We start from the raw sequence: 25552 nt of genomic DNA, 5'->3' as shown, positions 1-25552 counted from the left end.
ATGGAAAGTATTATCTATACCAAAACAGATGAAGCCCCTCTGCTAGCAACACATTCCTTACTTCCTATTATTGAGCGCTTTTGTGCCTCTTCCGGAGTACACTTCGAACTGAAAGATATCTCCTTGGCGGGTCGTATTTTGGCTACTTTCCCCGAATACCTCCGCCCTGAACAGCGTGTGGAAGATGCTCTGGCTCTTCTGGGAGATTTGACCAAGGAACCACATGCCAATATCATCAAGCTCCCCAACATCAGTGCCTCTGTACCCCAGCTCAAGGCTGCCATAGCAGAACTACAAGGACAAGGATACGCCCTGCCGGATTATCCTGAGACGGCTAAGGATGACAAAGAAAAGGAAATCAAAACCCGCTATGATAAGGTGAAGGGAAGTGCGGTAAATCCTGTGCTGAGAGAAGGAAATTCCGACCGCCGCGCTCCCAAATCTGTCAAGAATTATGCTAAAAAACACCCTCATAAGATGGGGGCTTGGAGTCGTGATTCAAAGACGGCTGTAGCCACTATGCAAGTAGGCGATTTCTTCCATAATGAAAAGTCTGTAACCCTTCCTAAAGCAGATAAGGTGCGTATAGAGTTAGTAACCACTCAGGGGAACACACTCACTCTCAAGGACGGACTCCCCTTGGAGGCCGGCGAGATTATCGATGCTACCTTTATGAGCCGCAAGGCACTACTGGCTTTCTACAAGGAGCAGTTTACCAAGGCTAAAGAGAAAGGGGTATTGCTCTCCCTACACCTGAAAGCCACTATGATGAAGGTTTCTGACCCCATTCTCTTTGGCTATGCGGTAGAGACATTCTTCGAAGAGCTTTTCGATAAGTATGCAGAAGACTTCAAAAATCTTGGGATAAATCCTCGCAATGGCTTCTCTGAGGTGCTAAGTAAGATTACAGAACTCCCTTCAGAAAAACAGGAAGCTATTGGTAAGGACATTTCCTTAGCCTTCCAGAAGGCTCCTGCTGTGGCTATGGTAAACTCCGACAAGGGAATTACAAACCTTCACTATCCTAACGATGTGATTGTTGATGCCTCTATGCCTGCAATGATACGCAATTCGGGGAAGATGTGGAATGCCCAAGGAGATACTCAGGATACGCTGGCGGTACTACCCGATAGTAGTTATGCGGGCATCTATCGAGTAGTCATTGACTTCTGCCGAGAACATGGTGCCTTCAATCCTTCTACCATGGGTTCTGTCTCCAATGTAGGACTAATGGCACAAAAGGCGGAAGAATATGGCTCTCATGACAAGACTTTCGAGGTGCCTGAGGATGGACAAATAAGGGTAGTCGGTGCCTCTGGGGAAGTATACCTTTCCCATTCGGTAGAAGCAGGAGATATCTGGCGTATGTGCCAAGTGAAGGATGCACCTGTACAGGATTGGGTAAAACTTGCTGTAAGCCGTACCAAAGCCTCCCAGAGTCCTGCTGTTTTTTGGCTTGATATTCATCGCCCTCATGACCGTGAACTGATTAAGAAAGTGGAAAAATATTTGGCTGCTTACGATACTAAGGATTTGGACATACGTATTCTCTCTCCTGAAGAAGCTACTTTGTTTTCTTTGGAACGAGCCAAAAGAGGAGAAGACACGATTTCTGTTACAGGGAATGTCCTCCGCGACTACCTCACAGACCTTTTCCCTATCTTAGAACTCGGCACCAGTGCCAAAGTACTCTCTATTGTACCCCTAATGAATGGAGGAGGTCTCTTCGAGACAGGAGCGGGTGGTTCGGCACCGAAATTGGCGGAACAATTGTTAGAGGAAAACCACCTCAGGTGGGATTCCTTAGGGGAGTTCCTCGCCTTAGGAGCATCCTTAGAGCACTTTGCAGCTACCTATCACAACAACAAAGCCTTAGTCTTAGCCCAAACGCTGGATGAGGCCATAGGTAGGGTACTCGAAGAAGACAAATCGCCTAAGTCAAAAGCAGGAGAGCTCGACAACCGTGGTAGTCACTTCTTCTTGGCACTATACTGGGCAGAAGCCCTCGCTGCTCAAGGAAAAGAGGCCGCTCTCTCTCAAGAGTTTACTCCTATTGCCAAAGCACTTCGCCAGAATGAGACTCAAATCGTAGAAGAGCTGATGCAAGTACAAGGAGAAAAAGTAGACATACATGGCTACTATCACCCTCAAGAAGAGAAGACCTATCAGGTGATGCGACCCAGTAAAACACTTAATTCAATTATTAATGTTCAATGATTAATGTTCAATGATTAATGATAATCAAAAAATAATTTACAAAAACTAACTGTAGGGGCGAAGTCCGCGGACAAGTGGAGTATGTGAGGCAATTCGCTCTTAAATGAGCCAAAATTCGCCCTTAAGTAAACGGAAAGGGCCGTTGAATAAGCAGCATTCGCCCCTCGAATAAGCGACAATTCACCCCTACAACAACTCAAAATTCAAAACTAAAAAACTAAAAACTAACAACGTATGGCTTTTGATATAGAAATGATAAAAAAGGTATACGATCGTATGCCTGAAAGGGTTGATCAAGCGCGAAAGCTCTTGGGAAGACCCCTTACTCTAACTGAAAAAATACTCTATGCGCACCTCTGGGATGCGCTCCCTGCCACGGCTTTTGTTCGTGGTAAGGACTATGTGGATTTCGCCCCTGACCGTATCGCTTGTCAGGATGCTACTGCTCAAATGGCACTCCTACAGTTCATGCATGCCGGCAAATCCAAAGTGGCTGTACCTACTACTGTACACTGCGACCACCTTATTCAAGCCAAAGAAGGCGCCGAAATAGATCTTAAAGTAGCTACTGAACAGTCCAAAGAGGTTTTTGACTTCCTTTCCTCTGTATCTAACAAATATGGGATTGGTTTCTGGAAACCTGGGGCGGGAATTATCCACCAGATTGTCTTGGAGAACTATGCTTTCCCTGGGGGTATGATGATAGGAACAGACTCTCATACAGTCAATGCAGGAGGTCTCGGAATGCTTGCCATAGGAGTAGGAGGTGCCGATGCTGTGGATGTGATGGCGGGTATGGCTTGGGAACTAAAATTCCCTAAGCTCATCGGGGTCAAGCTCACTGGAAAGCTCAACGGATGGACAGCCCCTAAGGACGTAATCCTCAGAGTAGCTGATATCCTTACTGTAAAGGGCGGTACAGGTGCTATTGTAGAATACTTTGGCGAAGGTGCTCAATCCCTCTCTTGTACGGGTAAAGGTACAATCTGTAACATGGGTGCCGAGATTGGAGCAACAACCTCTACCTTTGGCTACGATGAGTCCATGCGCCGCTACCTCAAGGCTACTGGGCGTGAGGATGTGGTAGCAGCTGCCGACAAAGTAGCCGCCTACCTCACCGCTGATCCTGAAGTATATGCTGACCCTGAGAAATATTTTGACCAACTTATCGAAATCAACCTCTCTGAGTTAGAGCCTTACATCAATGGACCTTTTACACCTGACCGAGGTACACCTGTAAGCCAGATGAAGGAAGTAGCCCGCGCCAATGATTGGCCTCTCAAAGTGGAATGGGGACTCATTGGTTCTTGTACCAACTCCTCTTACGAAGACCTAAGCCGTGCTGTTTCCGTAGTGAAGCAAGCGGTAGATATGGGAGTAACTCCTAAGGCTGCTTTTGGAATCAATCCTGGTTCAGAACAGATTCGCTATACTATCGTCCGTGATGGCATCATGAAAGTGTTTGAACAGCTCAACACCAAAGTTTTCACCAATGCTTGCGGCCCTTGTATTGGCCAATGGGATCGAGAAGGGGCTGAAAAACAGGAGAAAAATACTATCATCCACTCCTTCAACCGCAACTTCTCCAAGCGTGCTGATGGGAACCCCAATACCCATGCCTTCGTGACCTCTCCTGAGATAGTCGCTGCTTTGGCCATTGCCGGACGATTGGATTTTAACCCTATCACCGATACCCTTACCAATGATAAGGGAGAGGAAGTGAAGTTCAAGCCTCCTTACGGAGAAGAACTCCCTACCAAAGGTTTTGCGGTAGATGACCCTGGCTATCAAGCACCTGCCAAAGATGGTAGCAATATAGAGGTAGTGGTATCGCCTACCTCCAACCGCCTACAACTCTTGGAGCCTTTCGCTCCTTGGGATGGTAAGAATATCACTGGTGCTAAGTTGCTCATCAAAGCTCAAGGCAAATGTACCACCGACCATATTTCTATGGCGGGGCCTTGGTTGCGCTTCCGTGGACATTTGGACAATATCTCAAACAATATGCTCATCGGGGCTGTCAATGCTTTCAATGGCAAGACCAATAGTGTCAAAAACCAGCTTACCGGCGGGTATGACGAAGTACCTAAGGTACAACGTGCCTACAAAGCAGCTGGGGTGCCCTCAATCGTGGTAGGTGACCAAAACTATGGGGAAGGTTCCTCTCGCGAACATGCGGCTATGGAACCTCGTCACCTCGGGGTGAAGGCTGTTTTGGTAAAATCCTTTGCGCGTATCCATGAGACCAACCTCAAAAAACAGGGTATGCTTGCGCTGACCTTTGCTAACGAGGCCGATTATGACAAAATACAGGAGGATGATACCATCAACTTCCTTGACCTTACTGACTTTGCGCCTAACAAACCCCTACACTTGGAGTTCGTTCACAAGGACGGCAGCAAGGATATTATCCCCTGCAACCACACTTATAATGCTTCTCAAATAGAATGGTTCAAGGCCGGTAGTGCTCTGAATCTGATCGCTAAAAACAAAAAGTAATATAGAAGCCATATACAAAAGAGGCTGTCCCTCCGTGGAGACAGCCTCTTTCTTTTTCTTGATCTCTTTATCGGGTATAGAACCAATAGTCAGAATTCTTAGCACTGGTGAACTTTGTCCATCCTCCGCCTACATCCTCCACTTTGAAAGGACCATTCTGCAAGAAGAAATTCACTATAGGGGAAAGATAGTTATAGGTAGTCCAGTTGCTACTTGCCGTATGAGTAGCTCCCTTGTCTACAAAACTCACTTGGTTAGTATCGCAAGGCACCGCAAGGGCATCTATGGCATAAGAAACTGTAGCGGAACTTGTACCCCTACGTACTGTAAACCACAAGCTGCCGTACCCAATAGACATAGAATCCTGCAAACGATACGTTGCAGAAGCGTTCCCTTTGGTTACTGTATGGGTTTTGTAAGTATTATAGAGTGCCTTAAGCGCATCAGAAGCATACTCAAAATCTATAGATTTCCACTCATTCTGTGAAGGATCATAAGGCAAGGTAGCATTATTATGCGAAAGGAAAGTTACCTCACTGTTCTTGGTACTGGTGAACTTATAAAGAGTTCCATCACCATTGACATCGGTCATCTGGTAGGGAGCATTCTGTGTCAAGACCTCTACCAAAGGATAGTTGCCGTAGTAATTCCAATAAAAGCCTTGCTCCACAGGAACTATATTTACCTGATCAGACTTTCCTGCCACTGGTAGGAAATCCAAGAGGTAACGCATCTTATAGTTTCTATTATCGTAATAATATATAGTAAAATTCATCGCAATATCTTCGCTTGGGGAAAGTTTCCCTAAATAAAAATAAGGCGCTATATTACGTGACTTAACCGTCTTATAGAGATTATATATCTTAACAAAGGCAGCATTACTACTACAAAGATCATCTAACATATTAATCTTTATATTGCCATTATAAAAATCAAAAGGTAGGTTGTTATACACCATTCGGGTCTTTATAGAAGCATCATCCGCTGTAATCTCACTATTGTCAGCCGAAAGGGTAAATTCGGAGAAGGTCTTCCCTGCAATAGTAATAGGCTCATAGAGCTTAAAGCCATTTTCGGTATAGATATAGGCCTTCTTGATCACAGTAGTCCCTTCTCGGGCTATGAATTGGCGATTGGAGGGTTGTAGTTCGAAATCTACTTCCTTGCCATTTATAGTTATAGGGTAAGCATCTGAAACTTTGAACAAGCTTTGTCTTTCTCTTATTTTAGTGAGATAGGCAGTTGCCTCTCCCTCAAGCTTCCTTAGGGTCATCAGATTGTTAGAGCGTTGCCCTTTGAGGGTGAACACGCCATTTTCGTAGGACTGTATCACTAACTGATTGTCTCCTATTTTTCCCTCTGGGAAGAGTGCAGAAGGTTCTACGAATTGGTGCAATACCTTGTTATAGGTATCAAAAGTAAGGATAGATTTCTCACTAAAGTTAAGGGTATAGAGGGAAGTATCTTCCTCGGTGGTAGCCTCCGATAGGGCGGTTACTTTCCCTTGGTGGAACTTAAGGATATAATTGTACCCTCCGTATTGTTGACCTGTTCCTACATACATGGAGAGCAACCATCCATTGGTAGCTCCTTCCAAGAGGTTCACATACTCAGTGGAAGTTTCTCCAGTTCGCTTGGCATAGCTGTTGCCCTTGCCATAGACAGCTTCTTCTTCCTGACTACAGGAGGCCAGCAGGCAGGCAGCTAAGCACATATATATATATTTCTTCATATCGTTCTAAAAATTCTAATGGTTATACATTACCAATTGTAAGTTGAAAAATTCAAATTAGGTAGGTTTACATGGTGGGCTTGTACTTCTTTGCGAAGTTTTTCTAAATCCACACCAAACTCTTGGCTGAAGTAATTCTTAACAATTTCTAACTTTTTCAAGAGGATTTCCTTTCCTGTGTACTGGGCATCGGTTTTATTTTTACCATCAGCCGTAGCAAGTGCTTCTTCCCATATAAAGCCTCTTTTGAGTATCTGAGTCTTCCAAGCTGTGTAGGCAGCATCATCCAAGCCATCTCCATCAGTATCGGCAGTAGCATCTGTCGTTTCACATCCACACTGGTTTTTCTGATAGAATACAATATAGTGAGCGATGAACTCAACAAAGTCCTCATGCACATTATCACTAGAATAGGGACTGATAAAGCCTGACTTGAGATAGTTTTGAGTATTGAGATTCCAGGATCTTGTCCAAGATCCCCCCTTATACTCTGCCGCACAGAGCTTCTCATACTCAGGAGGTATTTGCTTGTTTTGTTCCAATATATGAGAAGTCTCATGGTAGATAAGCCTTAGCAGGTTGTTATCCATATCCTTACGCTTACTATCATCATGAGTATTGGGTTCTATATAGTTGACCCCCAGCAGTTCCAGGCGTATCCCTGCGGTCGCCAACCCATTATAGGTTCCCCCTTCACGTGCATAGGCATAGGACCCTATCAACGTAATTTGTTTGGTTACATATTCCTCCATGAACTTCTTAGGTACTACCTTGGAGTAAGGTTGGTAGTACATATAGTCTATGAGGTTGACCATCTCCAATGCCTTTTGAGTAGAAGGAGGCGTTACATAGGTAAATTGGTTTCTATTGATATCGTTCTCAGGATATCGGTAGTTGATATTTACATTGTAGGGGATGGTCAGTTTTTGATTGATATACCTATCTAATTCAGATTGGTTTTTGGCTTGCTCCTTTGTGGTAAGTTGCACCACACTATTGTCTTTATCTGGATTGTCCTTCTGACAAGAGAAAAGAAAGAGGGCAAGGAATGGAATTATACATATTTTCTTCATACTGAAATCATTTTATCTTGGGTTTTGTGTCATTCCGGCTGCTGCTACATCCACAGGGATAGGCAGGGTACGTCGGTTATCTTCCTTAGTAAGTACCTCCACTATGTGAGCATTCCCGTCTATATCCATCTGGTGGCGGTGTATTTCTATGCCATAGCGGCGAATATCATACCAGCGCAAGCCTTCTCCTAGGGTAAGCAGTCTACGACATTGTAAAAGGAAGTGCAAAAGATTTTCCTGATCATTATCTATAGTGAATTCTGGAGAAAGTCGCTTCTTCTGGGTAGCGTGACTCAGTTTAGAAGTAGGATCATAGCTTGAATAGGGGATATTTTGGTATCCAGAAACAATCTGACTCATGGTGAACTGAGGTTCATCCATAAAGTAGGCCTTAGCAAAAAGGTTCAAGTCCGCAACCGCTCCTGTATAGTTTTTCTGAAGAATGCGAGCTTCCGCACGAACCAGTAGGGTCTCATCCGTGGTAAAAAGGACAATCTGGGTATTATTACCTGTATAGGTAGGATATTTGGTATAGATATACTTGCTGGCATCTACACGGAAGGACTCATATTGTTTATCCTTGTAGTTATTAGTCCAAAGGTTATTCGCATCGCGGAAAGTCTCTCTTACAGCAGTACCTCTGGAGTGTGCAAAGCGACCTACTGTCTGTCCATCGATAAAGCGGCGAGCATAGGAAGATACAGAGGCGAGCATAAGGTTTGCCTCTACCCCTTCACGGGTGTATTCCTTGGCATGAGGGTCATTGTTCCCCAAAGCTTGGAAGGCAATCCAGTTACGCAAGTTGGTAGGAGTATCTCCTAATACCTCGGTTGCCATCTGCTCTGCCTTAGCCCATTGGGTATAATACAGATAGAAACGAGCGGCAAAAGCATAGGCTGCTTTTTTATTAAAATGCATCTTAGGTACTTTATAGTAAGTATCATCAAGCAAAGGAAGCCCTTCTGTAAGGTCTTTTTCTATATACTGATATACCTCTGCTACGGTATTACGAGGACGTTCAGCTCTGAAGTTATTGATTGGAAAATCTATATAAGGTATTCCAAGGTCTGTTGTACTTGTCTGGGCATTATAGGGTTTACCAAAAAGGTTTACCAAGACAAAATGAGCATAAGCTCGTGCCACTAAGGCTTCTCCCTTAGCTGCTCTCAGCTGAGGAGAATCACCCAGCTTTGTGATAGCTTCCAAGGCGGTATTGGCATGATAGATAGCGCCATAATGGTCTTCCCATAGAGTACGCAAGCCATCTATATACTTATATTCATGCATATCCTTATGCCAATAGACAAGCTCTTCTATAAAAGAAAGTGTCTTGGCATTGGTTGCACCTATATCGTCTATATTATCCGAGGAAAATTCGGTAACTACCGCTGGGGTCGAGGTAGGATAGGCACTGACCAAGAGCTTCTGCACTTTATCCGCACTATCGACTGTCACTCTACTATCGGGGTCTTTATCCAAATATTTGTCGCAGGCCACCACACTGAGCAGTAGCATTAGTATCAATGGAATTTTATTTCTTCTCATGTGAATATTTTTTAGGTTATAGTCCTACACGTATACTGAAGGTAAGCTGCTTAGGCGTAGGGATGAAAGAGCTACTTGCCGAAAACTCCGGATCAGCTCCGTTAAGCTTCTTATCAGCATAGAGTAAGAAAAGGTTTGTTCCTTGTAGTTTGAAACTTAGACGCTTGATTTTCATATCACGAAGCGTTTCTTTATCAAAGTCATAGGCGAGAGAAATCTCTTTCAAGCGAATGAAATCTCCCTTGGCGATACGTACATCGGAATAGTTATAAGCGGTATAGGCATACTCCAAAGTAGGAATTGCATAGAGCTGATAAGCAGAAGCAATAGCAGGGATATTCGTTCTGTTCTCATCTCCTGGTTGCATCCAGCGATTTTTGAACTCTTTTGGCATTGCAACCATATCACTGGGTGAGGTAGGAGAGTCGTTAATATATGAATGTTTGAAAGAAGCTGGTAAGCGCAATACATTTCCAAAAGAGTAGGTAAGGAGTATATTAAGAGATATTCCTTTGTACTTGAATAGGTTCCCCAAGCTTCCCACATCGGTAGGGCGGGTAGTTCCTGAATATTTTAAGAAGTCCAAGTTGTCTCGCTGATCAAGGCGAAGTCCGTCTATAGTGGTGTTACCATTGGAGTCGGCAAAGGTAGGAAGTCCCTCACTGTTGAGTCCGCGGAAAGGAATAGAGAAGATAGAGCCCACTGGGTAGCCTTCCTTGGAGAAGCCCGTTCCCTTGACCATATCCTCGATGGTGGCCTCTACATAGAGTTTGGTGATTTTATTGTCATTTCTGGCATAGACGAAGGTAGTTACCCAGGAGAAGTCTCCTATGGTAAGGTTCTTGGTCTGGAGACTCAAATCCACTCCTGAGGAGCGCATCGCAGCTACGTTGCCTGAACGAATTACAGTTCCATTAAGCCCTTGTGAAGGCACACGCCCTATAAGGTCGTAGTTGTTACGAGTATACCAGTCCAAGGCAAGGTTGATTCGGTTCTTGAAGAGTCCCATCTGTACCCCAAGGTTTAGCTCTTCTTTTTTCTCATAGGTAAGATCATGATTGGCAGCTTCGCTGATACGCAAAGCGGTTTCTTGGAAGCGATCTGCACTACGCCATGGACGCTCCCCTATAATCTTGGCCAAGGAGTTGCTCACTGAAGGACTCTCAGGGGTCATCCCAAAAGAGCCTTTGAAAGAAAGAGCTGAAATAGGCTTGAGCTTAGGGAAGAATTTTTCCTGAGAAATATTCCAAGTGAGAGCAAGGTTCCATGTAGGCATCCAGCGGATATAGTGAGAAGCACCAAACTTGTTGGAGGCATCGGTACGGAGAGTCCCGTTGAAGATATATTTGTCCTTATAGGAGTACATTGCGTTGGAGAAGAAAGCTACATTGCGTGTAGTGGTACGGGTAAGGGTGTAGTAGTTGGTTTTATTCTCCTGCATCTGCTTGAAGGCCTCATAGGAGAAGTAGGACATATCGCCCAATTCGTATAACAAACCTAAGTTCTGGTTCCAATCCTTGTTGCGGTAGATGTCACTGGTCTCAGCACCTCCCAATACTTGTATCTTGTGAATACCTCCTGAGAAAGCATCCCTATAGTCTATCGTACCACGAAAGTCCTTACCATTGAGGATACTTTCACTCTTTTCACGAATTCCTCCTTCAGGAAGTACAGTACGCTTTACATCGAAATCGTCATAAGGGTCTTCGTAGAGGTAGGTATTGTTAGTGATCATGGTAACATTGTCCATCGCTCTATAAGCTCTGGCCAAGTTCGATCTTTCGGTTTGGTTCAGCTCTTGAGAAATATTCTGGTAGCGAATCGCAGCGAGTCCTACCGCAGTTACCTTAGGAGAGATTTTCCAAGAGAGTTGTCCCTGTATCTTGATATCTCCTATATGAGTATTGGTATAGTTATTCTCCATTTCCTCAAAGATATTCAAGGGCGCAAAGCGATAACGATAGGTGGCCTCTGGATCCATAGTACGAGAAGCATTTAGTGCATACGAATAAGGATTCAGTGAGAAAGCTGAAGACACCTTTCCGGATACGCCATCTACAGAACCAGGAGTCTTATTCTCACGATAAGAACCATTGGCAATTAAGTTGAAGGAAACGCTCTTACTAAGCTTATAGTTCGCGTTAATGTTGGCTGTATACCTATTATAGTTAGAAAAGCGCATCCATCCTGGGTCATTGATAATTCCCACAGAAGCATAGTAAGAAGCTTTGTCGGTACCGGTGGAGATACTTACCGAATGGCTTTGTAGAATGTTTGTTTGAAAAAGTCGGGAAAACCAGTCAGTATTGCGCATCTCAGCAGCTCTTAAGAAAGCTTCTTTAGCTTCGTTTGTATTGGCAAGACCATAACCAGAAGGAGTTGCAGTATTGAGTAGGGCATACATACGGCCTATCTCTCCATAGTGACGGCGGTTTCCCATCTCTTTATAGGTAATATTTCCTCGCCTCATCATCTCCATGAAGACATCCATTTGGTCTTGGGAGTTCATGATATTGAAGTTGTTATAGGAAGGAATGAGCCTAAAGGTAGATTCATTGGTATAGGAAATACTATTGGTGCCCTTAGACCCTTTGCGGGTATTGACTACCACTACCCCTGCTATGGCGCGAGGCCCATAGATGGAAGTAGCCGAAGCATCCTTAAGCACACGGAAGGTATCAATATCATCAGAAGATAATCCCCCCAAGGCTGAGGCAATAAGGGTTTTGGCATCCGAAGAGGAGAGGGCATCTGGGCTGAGCTCTACCCCATCGTCCAAAATGATCCCATCTACCACCCATAGCGGCTTGCTCTCCCCATAGATGGAAGAAGGGCCTCGTACATTGGTACGTGCTACCGCTTCTCCTGTGGTGGAAGGGGTAGGGGTTGCCTTGGCTGTGGAAGAAGACATCACCACATCTATCGTGGTTGCCTCCCCTACTGTTCGCTCTATGGTTGCCATTCCCAAAGAGGAAAATACCAAAATGTCAGTACTTTTGGCTAAAATCGTATACCCTCCCTTAGCATCGGTCTGGGTAGTACGTGAGGAATCCCCCTTGAGAGAAACCACGACTCCTTGCTGTGGTAAGCCCTGTGAGTTCTTAACGGTCCCACTGATGGACTTCTCTTGTGCAAAAGTGTGAATCATCCCCAGAAGGGAAAACAGTAAGCAAATGCTTATTTTGATTCGCATAAATTTGAGTTTTTATTTTTAGGCCAAATTTACGATTTTTCACGAGACTGACGAATTTTTTTCTGGTTTTTTAAGAAAATTATATTCTTTTATAATCAATCTAAATAGATAACTATAAATAGTGAGTTCTAAGTCGTCTCCTTCCGAGAGAGGAGAAAGTGAACCCTGCTCACGTGAGTAAAAACAAAAAACAGAGAGCAGCTGTCATAGTACCCTGACAACTGCTCTCTGCTTACTATTCTCCGTTCACTGTTTTCAGATTTCCCCTTTCTCCAAGGCATCTGCCAAGGCTTGGATGGTTGTATCCAAGTCGGCATAGGAAAGTGCATCGTTGAGGAAGTAACTTTCGTAACCACTGGGGGGAAGGTAGATCCCTCGGGAGAGCATCGCATGGAAATACTTCTTGAAACGCTGGTGATCCGCACGCTGTGCTGAAGCAAAATCGGTTACAGGTTCTTCAGTAAAGAATACAGAACACATAGAGCCAAAACGATTGATCTGATGGGGGATTCCCGCCTGGGTAAGCACCCTATCCAAGCCTTCGTGCAGATAGGCTGTCTTCTTGCCTAAGCTCTCAAATACGTCAGAGCGCTTCTCTATCTCGGTAAGCATGGCCAGTCCTGCACTCATCGCTAAGGGGTTTCCACTGAGTGTCCCTGCTTGATACACTGCTCCTAAGGGCGCCAAGTGATCCATAATCTCATTGCGTGCTGCAAAAGCAGCCACAGGCAGACCGCCTCCGATCACTTTCCCAAAGGTAACAATATCCGCCCGAATCCCAAGTGCCTCCTGAGCTCCTCCCTTGGCCAAACGGAAACCGGTCATCACCTCATCTAGAATAAGAAGAGTACCCTCTTGGTCACATAGTGCTCGTAGCGCTTCCAAGAACCCTTCTTTTGGCAATACACAGCCCATATTCCCTGCTATAGGCTCTATAATAAGTGCAGCGATCTGCTTGGGGTGTGCCGCAAAGAGTTGCTTTACGGAATCAATATCATTGTAGGTAGCCAGTAAAGTATCCTTAGCTGTTCCTTGTGTCACCCCTGGACTGTTAGGAACTCCAAAGGTAGTGGCGCCACTTCCGGCCGCAATAAGGAAGGAATCTGAATGACCATGGTAACAACCGGCAAACTTGATAATCTTTTCTCGCTGAGTATAGCCTCGTGCCAAGCGAATAGCACTCATACACGCCTCGGTACCACTATTGACAAATCGAATTTTCTCCACATGGGGCACCATAGAAAGGGCTTTTTGAGCAATTTCTGTCTCTACTTCGGTAGGCATCCCAAAGGACGTACCGCGCTTGGCGCGCTCGGTTACCGCTTCGATAACAGGAGCATAGGCATGACCAAAGAGCAGAGGCCCCCAGGAGGCTATATAGTCGATGAGCTTATTCCCATCAGTATCATATAGGTAAGCTCCCTTGGCATATTCTACAAATACAGGATTTCCTCCTACCGCATTGAAAGCACGCACGGGGGAGTTAACCCCTCCAGGAAGCACCTGTTGTGCCTGGTGAAATAATTCACTACTTCTCTTGTATTGTAACATTTTTTAAAATATTTTCGTTGGTGCAAAAGTACAAAATTAATGGAGAATGGTCAATATTTTCTTGACTATTTTTCACCTCAGTAAGGCAAGCCTATAAGTACACTCACCGCATTTCCTCCAAAGCCTGTTGCATTGATAAGTATATTCCTAAGAGGAGCTTCTGCCTCTTTCTTTAGATAAGGTAGTGGCAAAAACTGCTGATTCTGGAGCATGAGCACCGCCATCTCGATAGCTAAGGCACCACTGGCAGCAAAAGTGTGCCCGATCTTCCATTTGTTGGAGGTAAGTCGTGGCAAGTCCTGTCCAAAAACCTCCCTAAGGGCATGGTACTCGGCCTCATCCCCCTTGATGGTTCCCGTAGCATGAGGAATCACCACATCCACCTCAGCTGGGGCTACTCCCTGCAAAGCCTGTTGCATACTTAGCTGCAGGGCTTCCGCCTGAGCAGAGATGGCCACAGGGTGGGTGATGACTTCGGTAGCATAGCCTATCCCCTTGACAATCGCCAAAGCGTTGGGTCGCACCCCTTTCTCTATAGCAAAAACGGCACTTCCTTCTCCCAGTACCATAGTATTCTTAAGTTTCTCTAAGAGCAGGGGTTGGCAGGGGTAGGAATCACTCAAAGAACCATAGATCTTCAGGGCCTTCATCTGAGATAGCGTAAAGGGTGTCAGTGGCGCTTCACTCCCACCCACAAGGAAGCCCTCCGCCATATCTGCATGAAGCCAAGCGATACCGTTGAGCAAGGCATGTAGTGCTGTGGAGCAAGTGATAGAGTGAGAGATAGCCGCTCCTTGTCCTTTGGCATCCTGCATCACCCAAGAAGCAATATTGCCTAAAGAAGTAGTAGGCGAGGCCAAGGGGGCACACTTACCCTGCTCGAGAAAACTCTGGTGATACTCTTCAAAGAGGGTTGTCGCTCCTCGGGAAGAACCTATATTGACCCCGAAGTCCTTACCCTGCTCCCAACCTGCCTCCTGCAAGGCCTGCCGCGAGGCATATAGTGCATAGAGTACCGTAGGATCTACACTTCTATATCGGGCGTTTTCTTGTCGTATTTCTCTGACCAAGGCATGGCTTTCTTCCTGCAATCTCCCCACGGGAAGCAGCTCCTCCCCTACCCTTTGCCCTACCAGCAGCGGTTTGTCTAAGAGATATTGCCTCCAGATGTTGGCTCTATCTGCTCCCAAAGGGGAGATACTCCCCATCCCTGTAATAGATATATTGGTTTGCATGTGTTTTTATGATTTTCAAAAGGGGTTACAAAATTACGATTTTTTACCAAATTCTCCAATAAAGAGCTAAAAGCTCTCCTTATGGTGAGTATATGATCTGCTCACTGTTCTCTGCTCACTGCTCTCTGCCCACTATATAAAAATAAAACCTTATACTTTCTTTGGGTATGTCCTAAAAATAATGTAATTTTGCGGTGCTATTTGTGTTCATTAGCCAAATCCATATTTTTTGAAACGAATATCTATTACAGAAATCAACCGCTTGGCGTTGCCCGCCCTTGTTTCTGGTGTGATAGAACCGCTTATATCGCTTACTGATACGATCATGGCTGGACATATCGCCCTGAATACAAAGGAAGTCCTCGGGGCAGTGGGCATCGTTTCTTCTTTTCTGACCTCCTTGGTATGGATATTCATTCAGAGCAGTCGTGCCATCACCTCACAAGTAGCCTATGCTTATGGGCAGGACAAGCTCAACCAGCTCAAGAGCTTAGTAGCACAAATCCTTACTCTCTCCTTGGGGCTTTCACTGTTGTGCTCTATCTTGGCATTTTTCACCAGTGAGATAATCCTAACCAATTTCTACGATGCGGATGGCATTCTCTTGGATTATTGCTTGGATTACTTTCGCATCCGTGTGTGGGGATTTCCCTTTACCCTGCTAACCCTGACTATACACAGTATCTTCCGAGGGATGCAGAACACCTCTTGGTCTATGTATATCAGCATCTTGGGTGGGGTTATCAACTTGGTATTCAACTATATTTTCGTTTTTGTCCTCCATTGGGATATCAAGGGATTGGCTTGGGCGAGCCTATTAGCACAAGGGGTCATGTTTGCTGTATCCTTATACTTCCTCTATGAGAGAACCCCTTACCGCTTTATCCTCACCAAGTCGCTACACCCTAAATTCTTCCAGAGCCTGCGCATGAGCTTTGACCTAATCATACGCTCATCCTTACTACAAGGGGTACTTTACTTCTCTTTCCTCAGTGCCACAAAGTTAGGCGGGGGTGAGGACAGTACCATTGTTGCCACCCATACCCTCCTGAATCAAGTTTGGCTGTTTTCAGTCTTTCTCTTTGACGGTTATTGCAATGCTGGCGGCTTACTCTCTGGACGGCTCTATAGTACCCAGCAGTACCAGACCATACGCAACTTGGTAAAGGACTTGTTCTATATAGTGCTAACCATTGGGATGGTTATTCTTTTGGTATACTTCCTATTCTACCATCAAATAGGAGTCTTTATGACCAAGAATAAGGATGTGCAGTTGCTTTTCTTCGAAACCTTCTGGATTGTGGTACTCATGCAGCCTCTCAATGCCATCACCTTCCTTTTCGATGGTATCTATAAGGGGATGGGCTTTACCGCCATCCTAAGAAATGCCTTTATCATCGCTACCTTCTTAGGCTTCTTCCCTACCTTCTATGTCACCCAATCGCTGCTGGAATGGGGGCTGAGTGGAATCTGGCTGACCTTCTTTGTCTGGATGGTTTTCCGCGGAGGAATCCTCATTATTCACTATATCAATTTCTTTTTTAACCGCCCCTTACAAGCAGGATAAATAGGGACAAATAGGCGTCCTAATTTGTTTTTTCTTTAAAAGATTTTTCGTACATTTGCCCCGCTATTTAGATTGATTAAAAGACAAATTTCTAAGCATACCATGAAAAATATCGCCATACTTATGGGAGGTTTCTCCCAAGAAGCTGCCGTTTCTCTCCAAAGTGCTGCCACTGTAGCTGAGTACTTGGACAAGAGCAAATACACAGCTTATCGTATCCTAATTACCAAAGAAAAATGGGTATATACCGACACCCTTGGTCAAGAAATCCCGATAGATAAGAATGATTTCTCTCTGACCTTGGAGGGGAAGAAAATCACCTTCGATTGTGCTTTCAATGCCATCCATGGAACCCCTGGGGAGGACGGCTACTTACAAGCATATCTTGCTCTGGTGGGTGTACCTATCACTGGCTGTAGCATGTATGCTTCAGCACTGACTTTCAACAAGCGAGATATGCTCTCGGTGCTCAAGCCTTATGGTATTCCTCGGGCAAAGGCTTATTACCTGAACCAAGGAGAACCTTTCTCCACTCGCGAGATTATCAAAACAGTAGGCTTGCCCTGCTTTGTCAAGGCCAACCGATCTGGCAGCAGCATAGGAGTCTTCAAGGCTTACGACGAGAAGGATATAGATCAGGCCATTGAAAAGGCTTTCGAAGTGGATAGCGAAGTAATTATTGAAGAATTCCTCAAGGGAACCGAAGTCTCTGTAGGTGTAATTACCTATCGTGGTAAAAAACGTGTACTCCCTATCACCGAGATTGTATCCGAAAATGATTTCTTCGACTATGAAGCAAAGTACCAAGGTAAAAGTAAAGAAATCACTCCTGCTCGCCTAAGTGAAGAGGAAAAAAAGAAAGTAGAAGAAGTCGCCCTAAGGGTTTATAATCTATTACAAATGAAGGGATTCAGCCGTAGTGAATATATCCTTGTCGGGGGAGTACCTCACCTATTGGAGATGAACACTACCCCTGGGCTGACTAAGAATAGCATACTCCCCCAACAAGCTAAAGCTGCAGGTATCTCACTAACAAACCTCTTTGACAACGCTATTGAAGAAGCGATGAATAACAACTAGTGACTAGTGACTAGTGAAAAATGAATAGTGACTGACAACTGATGACCGACAATGAGTAAGAAAAGAAAGGCTAATAGAGCGAAAAAAATAGGGTTGCCCCCTGGGAGCTTGGTGTATTTCGGAGAAAAGGAGAAACTCATCGATATAGATGTCGTCTCCTACTCTGATAGCTCTTTCTTTACCCAAAAAGTAGGCTCCGCCCAAGAGGCGCTGTCCTTTATCAAAGAGGGATGTATCACTTGGATCAATATCAACGGGCTGAACAATATAGAGGAAATACGGAAAATAGGAGCCTATACCCATCTGAACAACCTTCTCTTGGAAGACGTGCTTGACACCCAGCACCGCCCCAAGGTAGAACTCCTCGAAGAACATCTCTTGGTGATTATCAAGATGATCTACCACCAAGGGGGACAGCTTACCGCTGAGCACTTGGCACTGCTTTTGGGGCACAACTACCTCATCTCCTTTCAGGAGTCAGAAGGAGGAGATGTCTTCGACCCTATACGCAAGCTCCTACAGCAGCCAGAGAGCTTGCTGAGAAAGTCCTCGGCAGATTACCTTCTCTTTGGACTTTTGGATAGCATCGTGGACAACTACTTGGCGATTGTGGATAGGGTCAGCGATACCATTGAATCCATCGAGGACGAGATTATCGCTCGCCCACGGGAGGATATGATCTCGGAAATACAACTCCTGAAGAAGAAGGCTACCTTTCTTCAGAAATCCATCGTTCCGGCCCGTGAGGTCATCAGCCGTATAGAGCGAAACAACCATATGCTTATCCAAGAGGGATGCAAGCCCTATTTCAGGGATTTGCACGACCATATCGTACAAATAGCCGAAACGCTCGCCTCCTATAGGGATATCCTTTGGGGGCTTACAGACACCTATATGGGAGCTATGAGCAACCGGATGAACAACATCATGCGGCTTTTGACACTCATCTCTACCATTTTTATTCCGCTGACCTTTATCGTAGGGGTGTATGGCATGAATTTTGAGCACATGCCAGAGCTACACTACAAGTGGGCTTACCCCGCTTGCTGGGGGGTGATGTTACTGATTACCATAGGAATGATTATCTATTTCAGACGGAAGAAGTGGCTGTAGATAGTGACTAATGACTAGGACTAACTTAAAATTCAAAACTCTATGAGTCGTACTTTTCACATTCAAAACCCTGAAGCTCCCAAAGTGATGAGCACTGAGGAACTATTAGACCTCGTAGGAGGTAATTTTAGACAATTCGCCCTCAGAGAGGATGATGAAGAACTTGATGAGGTCATGCAAATGCCCTTGAACGAATTTGGCTACATGCTACTGGGGCAAGAAGGCATCAGTGGGCGTGGCTTTGAGTGTAGCTACTCCGACGAGAATCACTCCTATGATGTGCGTGTCTTCACCCCCAGCACCTCGGCCGACTGGCACGGAGCGCTCTCCTTTATCGAGAGAGTGGCCACCCACTTCGGTGTATCGGTTATCGATGAAGAGGGAGAAGAATATGAGGGCAACAATATCACCTATGACTATCGCCATGATATAGAATTTGGCATACGATCCATAGAGGGAAGCAAGGAAGGACACTTCATCTTTGGAGCTATGCGCCCCATCTGCTTCTCAGAAGAGAACATCCGCAAAATCCAGTCCGCCGAGGATAAAGTAAAGGCTTTTGATGATTTTGTAGCAGCACAGCTCCAGCACGAGGATATATACATCGCACGCCCTATTTTTATGCAAAATGACAAAGATGAAATCATAGGAATATATGCCCTTACCAAAACAGTACAGAGTATACTTCCCTATGAGTACCCTCCGTTTATCGACATCACCAAGTACAACCTCTCCCAAGAAGATGTCAAAGAGTGGCGTGTGAACATTGGAGACTACGACCCCAATCTCCCCGAAGAAGAACAATTTACCTCCATGGGCGATGTAGATTACCAAACCTTCTTAGAGCGACTCCCAAAAGAGAAAATTCAAAAATTGGACGGACACTATATGAATATCCGTATAGATACCAAAGCCGAAATAGAAGCCCTCTTAGGAAAGAAAAAAGGCTTTCTGGGGAAAATAAAAGGACTATTCTCATAGCCCATAAAAAGTAAATAGGCTATCTAAATCATCTTTGGATAGCCTATTTCTCATTCTATTCTTCTTTAGCCTCTTACTAACTATCTTATTGAGATACCTAAAGAGAAAAACAATCGTAAGTAATTGTATATCAATTATCAACAAATAACTAAAGAAACAACATCTTTCATCCCTTTTCCCTCTTAGCAAAAAATTAATCATTAATCATTGACCATTACTCATTTATTTCGTACCTTTGCACTTTTGAAAAAGCAACTTTGATAAAAATATTTCAAATGAAAGATAACAAGAAAGATGCCTTAGACTATCATGAATTCCCGCAACCTGGGAAGATAGCCGTAGTGCCTACCAAGAAACATGCCTCGCAGTACGACCTCTCCTTAGCCTACACACCAGGAGTAGCGGATCCTTGCTTGGCCATTGGACAAAATAAGAACGATGCTTACCGATATACCAACAAAGGAAACCTCGTAGCGGTTATCTCCAACGGTACTGCTGTATTGGGCTTAGGTAACATCGGTGCCGATGCGGCCAAGCCGGTCATGGAAGGAAAGGGCTTGCTCTTTAAGATTTTTGCTGATATTGATGTATTCGACATTGAGGTCAATGCCACCGATGTGGATGCCTTTGTCAATACTGTCAAGGCCATTGCGCCTACTTTCGGGGGGATTAACCTTGAGGATATCAAGTCTCCTGAGGCTTTCGAGATTGAGCGCCGCCTGAAGGAGGAATTGGATATTCCAGTGATGCACGATGACCAACATGGTACTGCCATTATCTCTGCCGCAGCGCTCAAAAACGCCTTGGAGATTGTTGGCAAGGATATTCGTAAGGTAAAAATCGTAGTTAATGGAGCAGGTGCAGCCGCTATTTCCTGTACCCGACTTTATATTGCCTTAGGGGCTGATCCTAAGAATATCGTTATGTGCGATAGCAAAGGAGTGATTCGCAAGGACAACCCTAATTTGGACTACCTCAAAGCCGAGTTTGCCACCGAACGTGACCTTCGTACACTCGAAGAAGCTATGAAGGATGCCGATGTCTTTATCGGTCTCTCCAAAGGAAATGTGGTAAGTCCTGAAATGCTCCTTAGCATGGCCAAAGACCCTATCGTATTTGCCATGGCCAACCCAACTCCGGAAATTGCTTACGACCTGGCCACCCAAACCCGCTCGGATATCATCATGGCTACCGGTCGCTCCGATACGCCTAACCAGGTGAACAATGTCCTTGGGTTCCCCTTTCTCTTCCGTGGCGCCTTGGACGTACGTGCTACCAAGATCAATGAGGAAATGAAGATCGCCGCAGTACATGCCTTGGCGGATTTGGCTAAGAAAACAGTACCTGATCAGGTCAATTTGGTATATGGGGTAAACCTCACTTTCGGAAAAGAATATATCATCCCTAAGCCTTTCGACCCTCGCCTTATCTATGAAGTACCACCTGCTATTGCCAAAGCAGCTATAGAAACGGGAGTGGCTCAAAAGCCTATTACTGACTGGGATGCTTACCGCGAACAGCTTATGGACAGGCTCGGTGGTAGCAATCGCGAAATCCGTGTCCTTCAGGAGCGTGCCCGCCAGAATCCAAAACGTGTGGTATTCCCTGAAGCAGATATACTCGAAGTGCTCAAGGCTGCCCAACGTGTATACCAAGAGGGTATCGCTATTCCTGTACTCCTCGGTCGTAAGGATGTTATCCTTGGCTATATGGAAGAACTTGGTTTCGAGGCCGACTTGCAAATCATTGACCCTAAGAGTGATGAGGAAACCGAACGTCGTCATTCGTTCGCCGATATCTATTGGAAAAAACGCCAACGCAAGGGAATTACCCAGATCAATGCCCGCCGCCTTATGCGCGAGCGCAACTACTTTGGCGCCATGCTTGTCAATACAGGTCAGGCCGATGCTATGATCACAGGTTACTCCCGTTCTTATCCGCAAACCATTCGTCCTATCTTGGACTTGGTAGAAAAAGAACCAGGGTTCAATCGTATTGCCGCCACTAGTATCCTTATCACCAAGCGTGGCCCCTTGTTCCTTTCCGATACTACCATGAACCCCAACCCTTCTTCAGAGGACTTGACTGCTATTACCTTGGCGGTAGCGGAGAAGGCCAAGATGTTTGGATTGGAGCCTGCCATTGCGCTACTCTCCTATTCTAACTTTGGCTCTGCCCCTTCAGAAAGTACCCAAAAACTCTCCAAGACAGTGGCCTACCTACACAAGAACTACCCAGACCTTATCGTAGATGGAGAAGTACAGGTGGATGTAGCCTTGAATCCAGAAAAAATGGCAGCCGCTTTCCCTTTCTCCAAACTCAATGGAAAGCCTGCTAATGTGCTTATATTCCCTAACTTGGAATCGGCCAATATCACCTATAAGATCATGAAGGAATCTGAAGGGATTAGCTCTATAGGGCCTATCATCTTAGGTCTCTCCAAACCTATACACATCACCCTGATGAATGCCAGTGTAGATGAAATGGTGAATCTCACTACCTTTGCCGTAGTCGATGCTCAGGAGAGAGAAAGAAGAATATAGTTTTTTTGTTTGTAGAAGAAGGCTACCCCCTTTTCAGGAGGTAGTCTTCTTTATTTTATAGCTGTAGCAATATGGAAAGGCCTAAGTACCTTTCGCCCACCCTTACCAACAATCTCTTCTGTAAAGGAGGCTATCTCAAGAGAGGAAAAGCCTGCCCCAAGAATCATCTGACCAAGTGCTTCATTGGTATGGAAGGTAAATACTTCCTGGGTAAAGGGCATACGCTCTCCAAAATCTTTGTCTATATACCCCAAGGCAAGCCTTCCTCCAGGGGTAAGTATAGGATAGAGCCTCTCAAAGTACCCCCTGAGGTCTTGGATAAAATAATAAGTATTGACCGAGAAAAACACCTCAAAAGTCTCAGAAGGAAACTTTGGTATACGCTCCCCTTCTGCCTTCAAAAAAGCAATCTTTCCTTGCTCGATAAGTGACGCATGTCGTTCCTCTGCCAAAGAGATAAGCTCCTCTGAGAGTTCTACTCCTGTATATTGGAGGTTTTCTCCTTGGGCAAAAAGATATGAAAGATGGTTGCCATTGCCAAAGCCGACCTCCAAGATTCGCTCCCCCGATGTAAGGCGTAGCCTATCGATTGTCTGGCGAATCATATATTCGTTGGAAGCAAAAATATAGTCGGCTACCTCTTGTGCCAAAGCCCCTTCGGGACAACGGAGCTGCCGCCCCAAAGCAGCCATATCTGTAATCGGTGGATTCATAGGAGAATAGTTGTTATTTCTTTTGATAAAATCGTACCCAGTCTACATACATTCTCACGGGATCGGTAAAGGGTTTTACTTCACCTACCCATCTACCTCCTAATTGCATATCGATACGCAACATATAAGGGCGAGCAAAAGGAAACTGTCCTTCACTCTCTTTCTCTGGCACGCGCGCATAGCTGAATGTCTGCTTGCCATTTACATAAAAACGTACCTCATCGGTATCGAGCTCTACCGCATAGATATTGTAATCATCGGGGTTGATAGGTGCAGTAGCGGTGCTTGGGGGAGTACGCTTAGATTTGTCTTTTTTACCTGCTTCTGTATAAGTGGAGTGCAGCGAATGGTGCACAAAAGGCTCGTAGTTAAGTCGCTCGACAATGTCTATCTCACCCCCTGTAGGCCAAGGCGCATCAGGTACCATCCACAGGGAAGGCCATGCACCTTGATGGGCTTCGAGCTTGCAACGGATTTCTAAACGCCCTTTTTCAAAATATTTCTTTCCTTGGGTAGTTACTCCTCCGGTGATGTAGGGTGTTTTGTGCTTGGCTGGGTCTGTTCTGGGTTTGCCCAAGAGGATAAGGTTACCGTCCTTTATCTCAAACAAACTGGGGTCATGATTCATCGTCTTGCACCAATCGGCAGTCGAAGTAGGGCAACCCCATATTTTCGACCATATACCGGTGGAGAAGATATCATCACGATTGAAATCGTCTTCCCAAACTAATTTCCATCCCTCTTTTTCTTTGACAGCAGGTTCTTCTTTTTGTTCTTTAGAACATCCTACAAGGATATTCAAGGTGCTTAGAATAATGAATACTTTTCTCATGATTTAGCAAATAAGCAAATTTGTTAAGCAATCTTTCTTTATTTCTATAGTGTCCGCAAAACACACTCCGTTTGTATCAAAAGGGTGGGTAATGAGGTGAACCCCGCTTTTAGAAGGCACTATGTTCACAAGCTTTTCCTCACCTATAGGGTTCATACTTGTCAATTGTTCTTGGATAGTAGCTATCACAGGTGCTGGTTCGCTTACCTCATCTACATCTATAATCCAATACTTTTTGAGTTCTTTACTTCCTACTCCTGCGCTGTTGATACATGAGCTTAATAGTTTGTCTACAGCAGGATAAGCCTCCTGAGAGAGGAGTTCTGAAAGTTTCTTTAGCATCCCAAAGGCTACCTCTTTGTAGCTCTTAGGATTAAGGTTCAGCATAGCACGCGCCTGAAAAAGCTCGCATAACCGTGTGATTTCAGCTCTTTTCTTTAGAAGGTCTTGGCTATCCTTCACCTGATATAGCTTAATGACATGAGCATTCTGGGGCAACCCTGCTATATCCTTCTTGCGTTGTAAGATTTGTATAGGAAAGAAAAGCAAAGCTCTTGCTGCCTCATCCTTTACTTGGGCAAGGCGCCTATCAATCAGTTGGGCAAGAATATCAAAATTATCGGTATGCATGGGATGATATATTTTGTGCAAAGATAATCATAATTTGCCAACTGGCTAATTTGGGTGAAGATAAACCTTTTATTTGCTTATCTTCTCTTCCTTCGGTCTTAACAATGCCTCTACTTCTTGAGCTTGAGCCTGTTTCCCATTGCGCTGTAACCACTTTATGGTATTCTTCAGATAACCTTCGGAAGGGGTAAAAGTATAGTGTAATCTTTCGGAGAGTGCCTTATATCGCTGGGTTATTACTTGTGGGTTTTCCTCTATATCATTGCGGTCTATGAACATCTCGGCAAAGAGGGTACGGAACATATCTATATTACCGATGAGCTGTATAGTACCATGATTCTCCTTGGAGTACTCAGAGATTTTCCATTGTAGATTTTTGAAAGCATTGGCTTGTAACATCTCCTTTAGCTTGTCAAAGGTTGCTACATGCCCACTACGGCCGTTATGGCGTATCTTATAGCCTGTATGGGTGATATAGAGCAATCGGTTTTGGAAATCCTTTCCTTTATTTTGTTCAAAGAGGTTAATCCCATAGCCCTCCCCCCACCATAGGCTGGGATCGTGTGCAATATAGGCATTGAACAAGTCTGTATGCTTGACAAGAGCACTCACCACCGAGAGACCACTGAGGGAATGCCCTACCGCTATTCGAAAGTCCTTACAGCGGTACTTGCGCTCGACCAAGGGTTTTACCTCTTCGCTAACAAACTGCCAAAAACGGTCGTTTTCTCTAGCAAAATCCCTATCACGATCCTTACTTTCTATCCCTACAACAATCATTTCTGGGATATTGGGCACCCCTTGGGTGAGCTTCTCCATAAGAGTAGTGAAATAATTGAAGTTAGCTTGGGCATCAAGCAAATACACCACAGGGTAATCTGTCGGGATAAGGGAGCTATCATTATAGGAAGGAGGCAGGTAGAGGTCAATAGTGCACTCCCCACCCATAATGGTAGAAGGGAGCGTAAAACGCTCCCCTATACAAATGGCTGTCTGTGCCCAAGTGCTGCACACAGATAGAAAAAATAGACAGATGATATGTTTCATA

General features: G+C 44.9%; 17 protein-coding genes. 7 read left to right on the top strand and 10 right to left on the bottom strand.

Annotation, left to right across the window (positions count from 1 at the left end; all coding sequences use genetic code 11):
- Window positions 1–2217 carry an NADP-dependent isocitrate dehydrogenase gene (locus tag CGC50_RS07650; protein WP_095910335.1) on the top strand — a complete coding sequence of 739 codons (2217 nt, stop codon included), beginning with the start codon at window positions 1–3 and terminating at the stop codon, window positions 2215–2217.
- 234 nt (window positions 2218–2451) lie between these two features.
- Window positions 2452–4716 carry an aconitate hydratase gene (locus tag CGC50_RS07645; RefSeq protein WP_095910334.1) on the top strand — a complete coding sequence of 755 codons (2265 nt, stop codon included), beginning with the start codon at window positions 2452–2454 and terminating at the stop codon, window positions 4714–4716.
- Between the two features lie 67 nt (window positions 4717–4783).
- Here the strand turns inward: CGC50_RS07645 and CGC50_RS07640 are convergent, their stop codons facing one another.
- The 6 genes from CGC50_RS07640 to CGC50_RS07615 all read right to left on the bottom strand — a co-directional run bounded on the left by CGC50_RS07640 (window position 4784) and on the right by CGC50_RS07615 (window position 15045).
- Window positions 4784–6448 (bottom strand): DUF4302 domain-containing protein, encoded by a 1665-nt coding sequence (locus CGC50_RS07640; protein WP_095910332.1) that lies wholly within the window; start codon window positions 6446–6448, stop codon window positions 4784–4786.
- A 29-nt stretch (window positions 6449–6477) separates the two neighbouring features.
- A complete protein-coding gene (locus tag CGC50_RS07635) occupies window positions 6478–7521 on the bottom strand; it encodes a substrate import-associated zinc metallohydrolase lipoprotein (protein WP_002666428.1) in 1044 nt (347 codons plus the stop codon).
- A gap of 12 nt (window positions 7522–7533) precedes the next feature.
- The gene (locus CGC50_RS07630; RefSeq protein ID WP_095910330.1) at window positions 7534–9066 is read right to left on the bottom strand and encodes a RagB/SusD family nutrient uptake outer membrane protein; all 1533 of its coding nucleotides are present in this window, start codon (window positions 9064–9066) and stop codon (window positions 7534–7536) included.
- 16 nt (window positions 9067–9082) lie between these two features.
- Window positions 9083–12259, bottom strand: a complete 3177-nt coding sequence (locus tag CGC50_RS07625) for a SusC/RagA family TonB-linked outer membrane protein (RefSeq protein ID WP_095910328.1) — start codon at window positions 12257–12259, stop codon at window positions 9083–9085.
- 255 nt (window positions 12260–12514) lie between these two features.
- Entirely contained in the window at window positions 12515–13810 is a 1296-nt protein-coding gene (gene hemL / locus CGC50_RS07620) for a glutamate-1-semialdehyde 2,1-aminomutase (RefSeq protein ID WP_095910326.1), read from the bottom strand.
- A gap of 77 nt (window positions 13811–13887) precedes the next feature.
- A complete protein-coding gene (locus CGC50_RS07615) occupies window positions 13888–15045 on the bottom strand; it encodes a beta-ketoacyl synthase N-terminal-like domain-containing protein (protein ID WP_095910324.1) in 1158 nt (385 codons plus the stop codon).
- Between the two features lie 229 nt (window positions 15046–15274).
- On the opposite strand from CGC50_RS07615, the gene CGC50_RS07610 reads away from it, so the two are divergent.
- From CGC50_RS07610 to CGC50_RS07590, 5 genes are all read left to right on the top strand, one after another.
- Window positions 15275–16612, top strand: coding sequence for an MATE family efflux transporter (locus CGC50_RS07610; protein WP_095910321.1), 1338 nt, complete (start codon window positions 15275–15277; stop codon window positions 16610–16612).
- Between the two features lie 102 nt (window positions 16613–16714).
- Window positions 16715–17692, top strand: coding sequence for a D-alanine--D-alanine ligase (locus CGC50_RS07605; protein ID WP_095911320.1), 978 nt, complete (start codon window positions 16715–16717; stop codon window positions 17690–17692).
- A gap of 51 nt (window positions 17693–17743) precedes the next feature.
- A complete protein-coding gene (corA, locus tag CGC50_RS07600; RefSeq protein WP_095910319.1) occupies window positions 17744–18805 on the top strand; it encodes a magnesium/cobalt transporter CorA in 1062 nt (353 codons plus the stop codon).
- A 42-nt stretch (window positions 18806–18847) separates the two neighbouring features.
- The gene (locus CGC50_RS07595; RefSeq protein ID WP_095910316.1) at window positions 18848–19786 is read left to right on the top strand and encodes a DUF4299 family protein; all 939 of its coding nucleotides are present in this window, start codon (window positions 18848–18850) and stop codon (window positions 19784–19786) included.
- A gap of 275 nt (window positions 19787–20061) precedes the next feature.
- Entirely contained in the window at window positions 20062–22329 is a 2268-nt protein-coding gene (locus CGC50_RS07590; protein WP_095910314.1) for an NADP-dependent malic enzyme, read from the top strand.
- A gap of 50 nt (window positions 22330–22379) precedes the next feature.
- Here CGC50_RS07590 and CGC50_RS07585 read toward each other — a convergent pair whose 3' ends face one another.
- From CGC50_RS07585 to CGC50_RS07570, 4 genes are all read right to left on the bottom strand, one after another.
- Window positions 22380–23042, bottom strand: coding sequence for a class I SAM-dependent methyltransferase (locus CGC50_RS07585; protein ID WP_095910311.1), 663 nt, complete (start codon window positions 23040–23042; stop codon window positions 22380–22382).
- A gap of 13 nt (window positions 23043–23055) precedes the next feature.
- A complete protein-coding gene (locus tag CGC50_RS07580) occupies window positions 23056–23874 on the bottom strand; it encodes a glycoside hydrolase family 16 protein (protein ID WP_095910309.1) in 819 nt (272 codons plus the stop codon).
- Between the two features lie 3 nt (window positions 23875–23877).
- Window positions 23878–24504 (bottom strand): hypothetical protein, encoded by a 627-nt coding sequence (locus CGC50_RS07575; RefSeq protein WP_095910307.1) that lies wholly within the window; start codon window positions 24502–24504, stop codon window positions 23878–23880.
- A gap of 69 nt (window positions 24505–24573) precedes the next feature.
- On the bottom strand, window positions 24574–25551 hold the full coding sequence (locus tag CGC50_RS07570; protein ID WP_095910305.1) for an alpha/beta hydrolase: 978 nt from the start codon (window positions 25549–25551) through the stop codon (window positions 24574–24576).
- Between the last annotated feature and the right edge of the window lies 1 nt (window position 25552).

It is taken from the genome of Capnocytophaga gingivalis, from assembly GCF_002302415.1.
In the GTDB taxonomy this organism is placed as follows: Bacteria; Bacteroidota; Bacteroidia; order Flavobacteriales; family Flavobacteriaceae; genus Capnocytophaga; species Capnocytophaga gingivalis.
The sequence above is the reverse complement of the archived record's forward strand: the minus strand, read 5'-3'. Positions and strand labels throughout refer to the sequence as shown.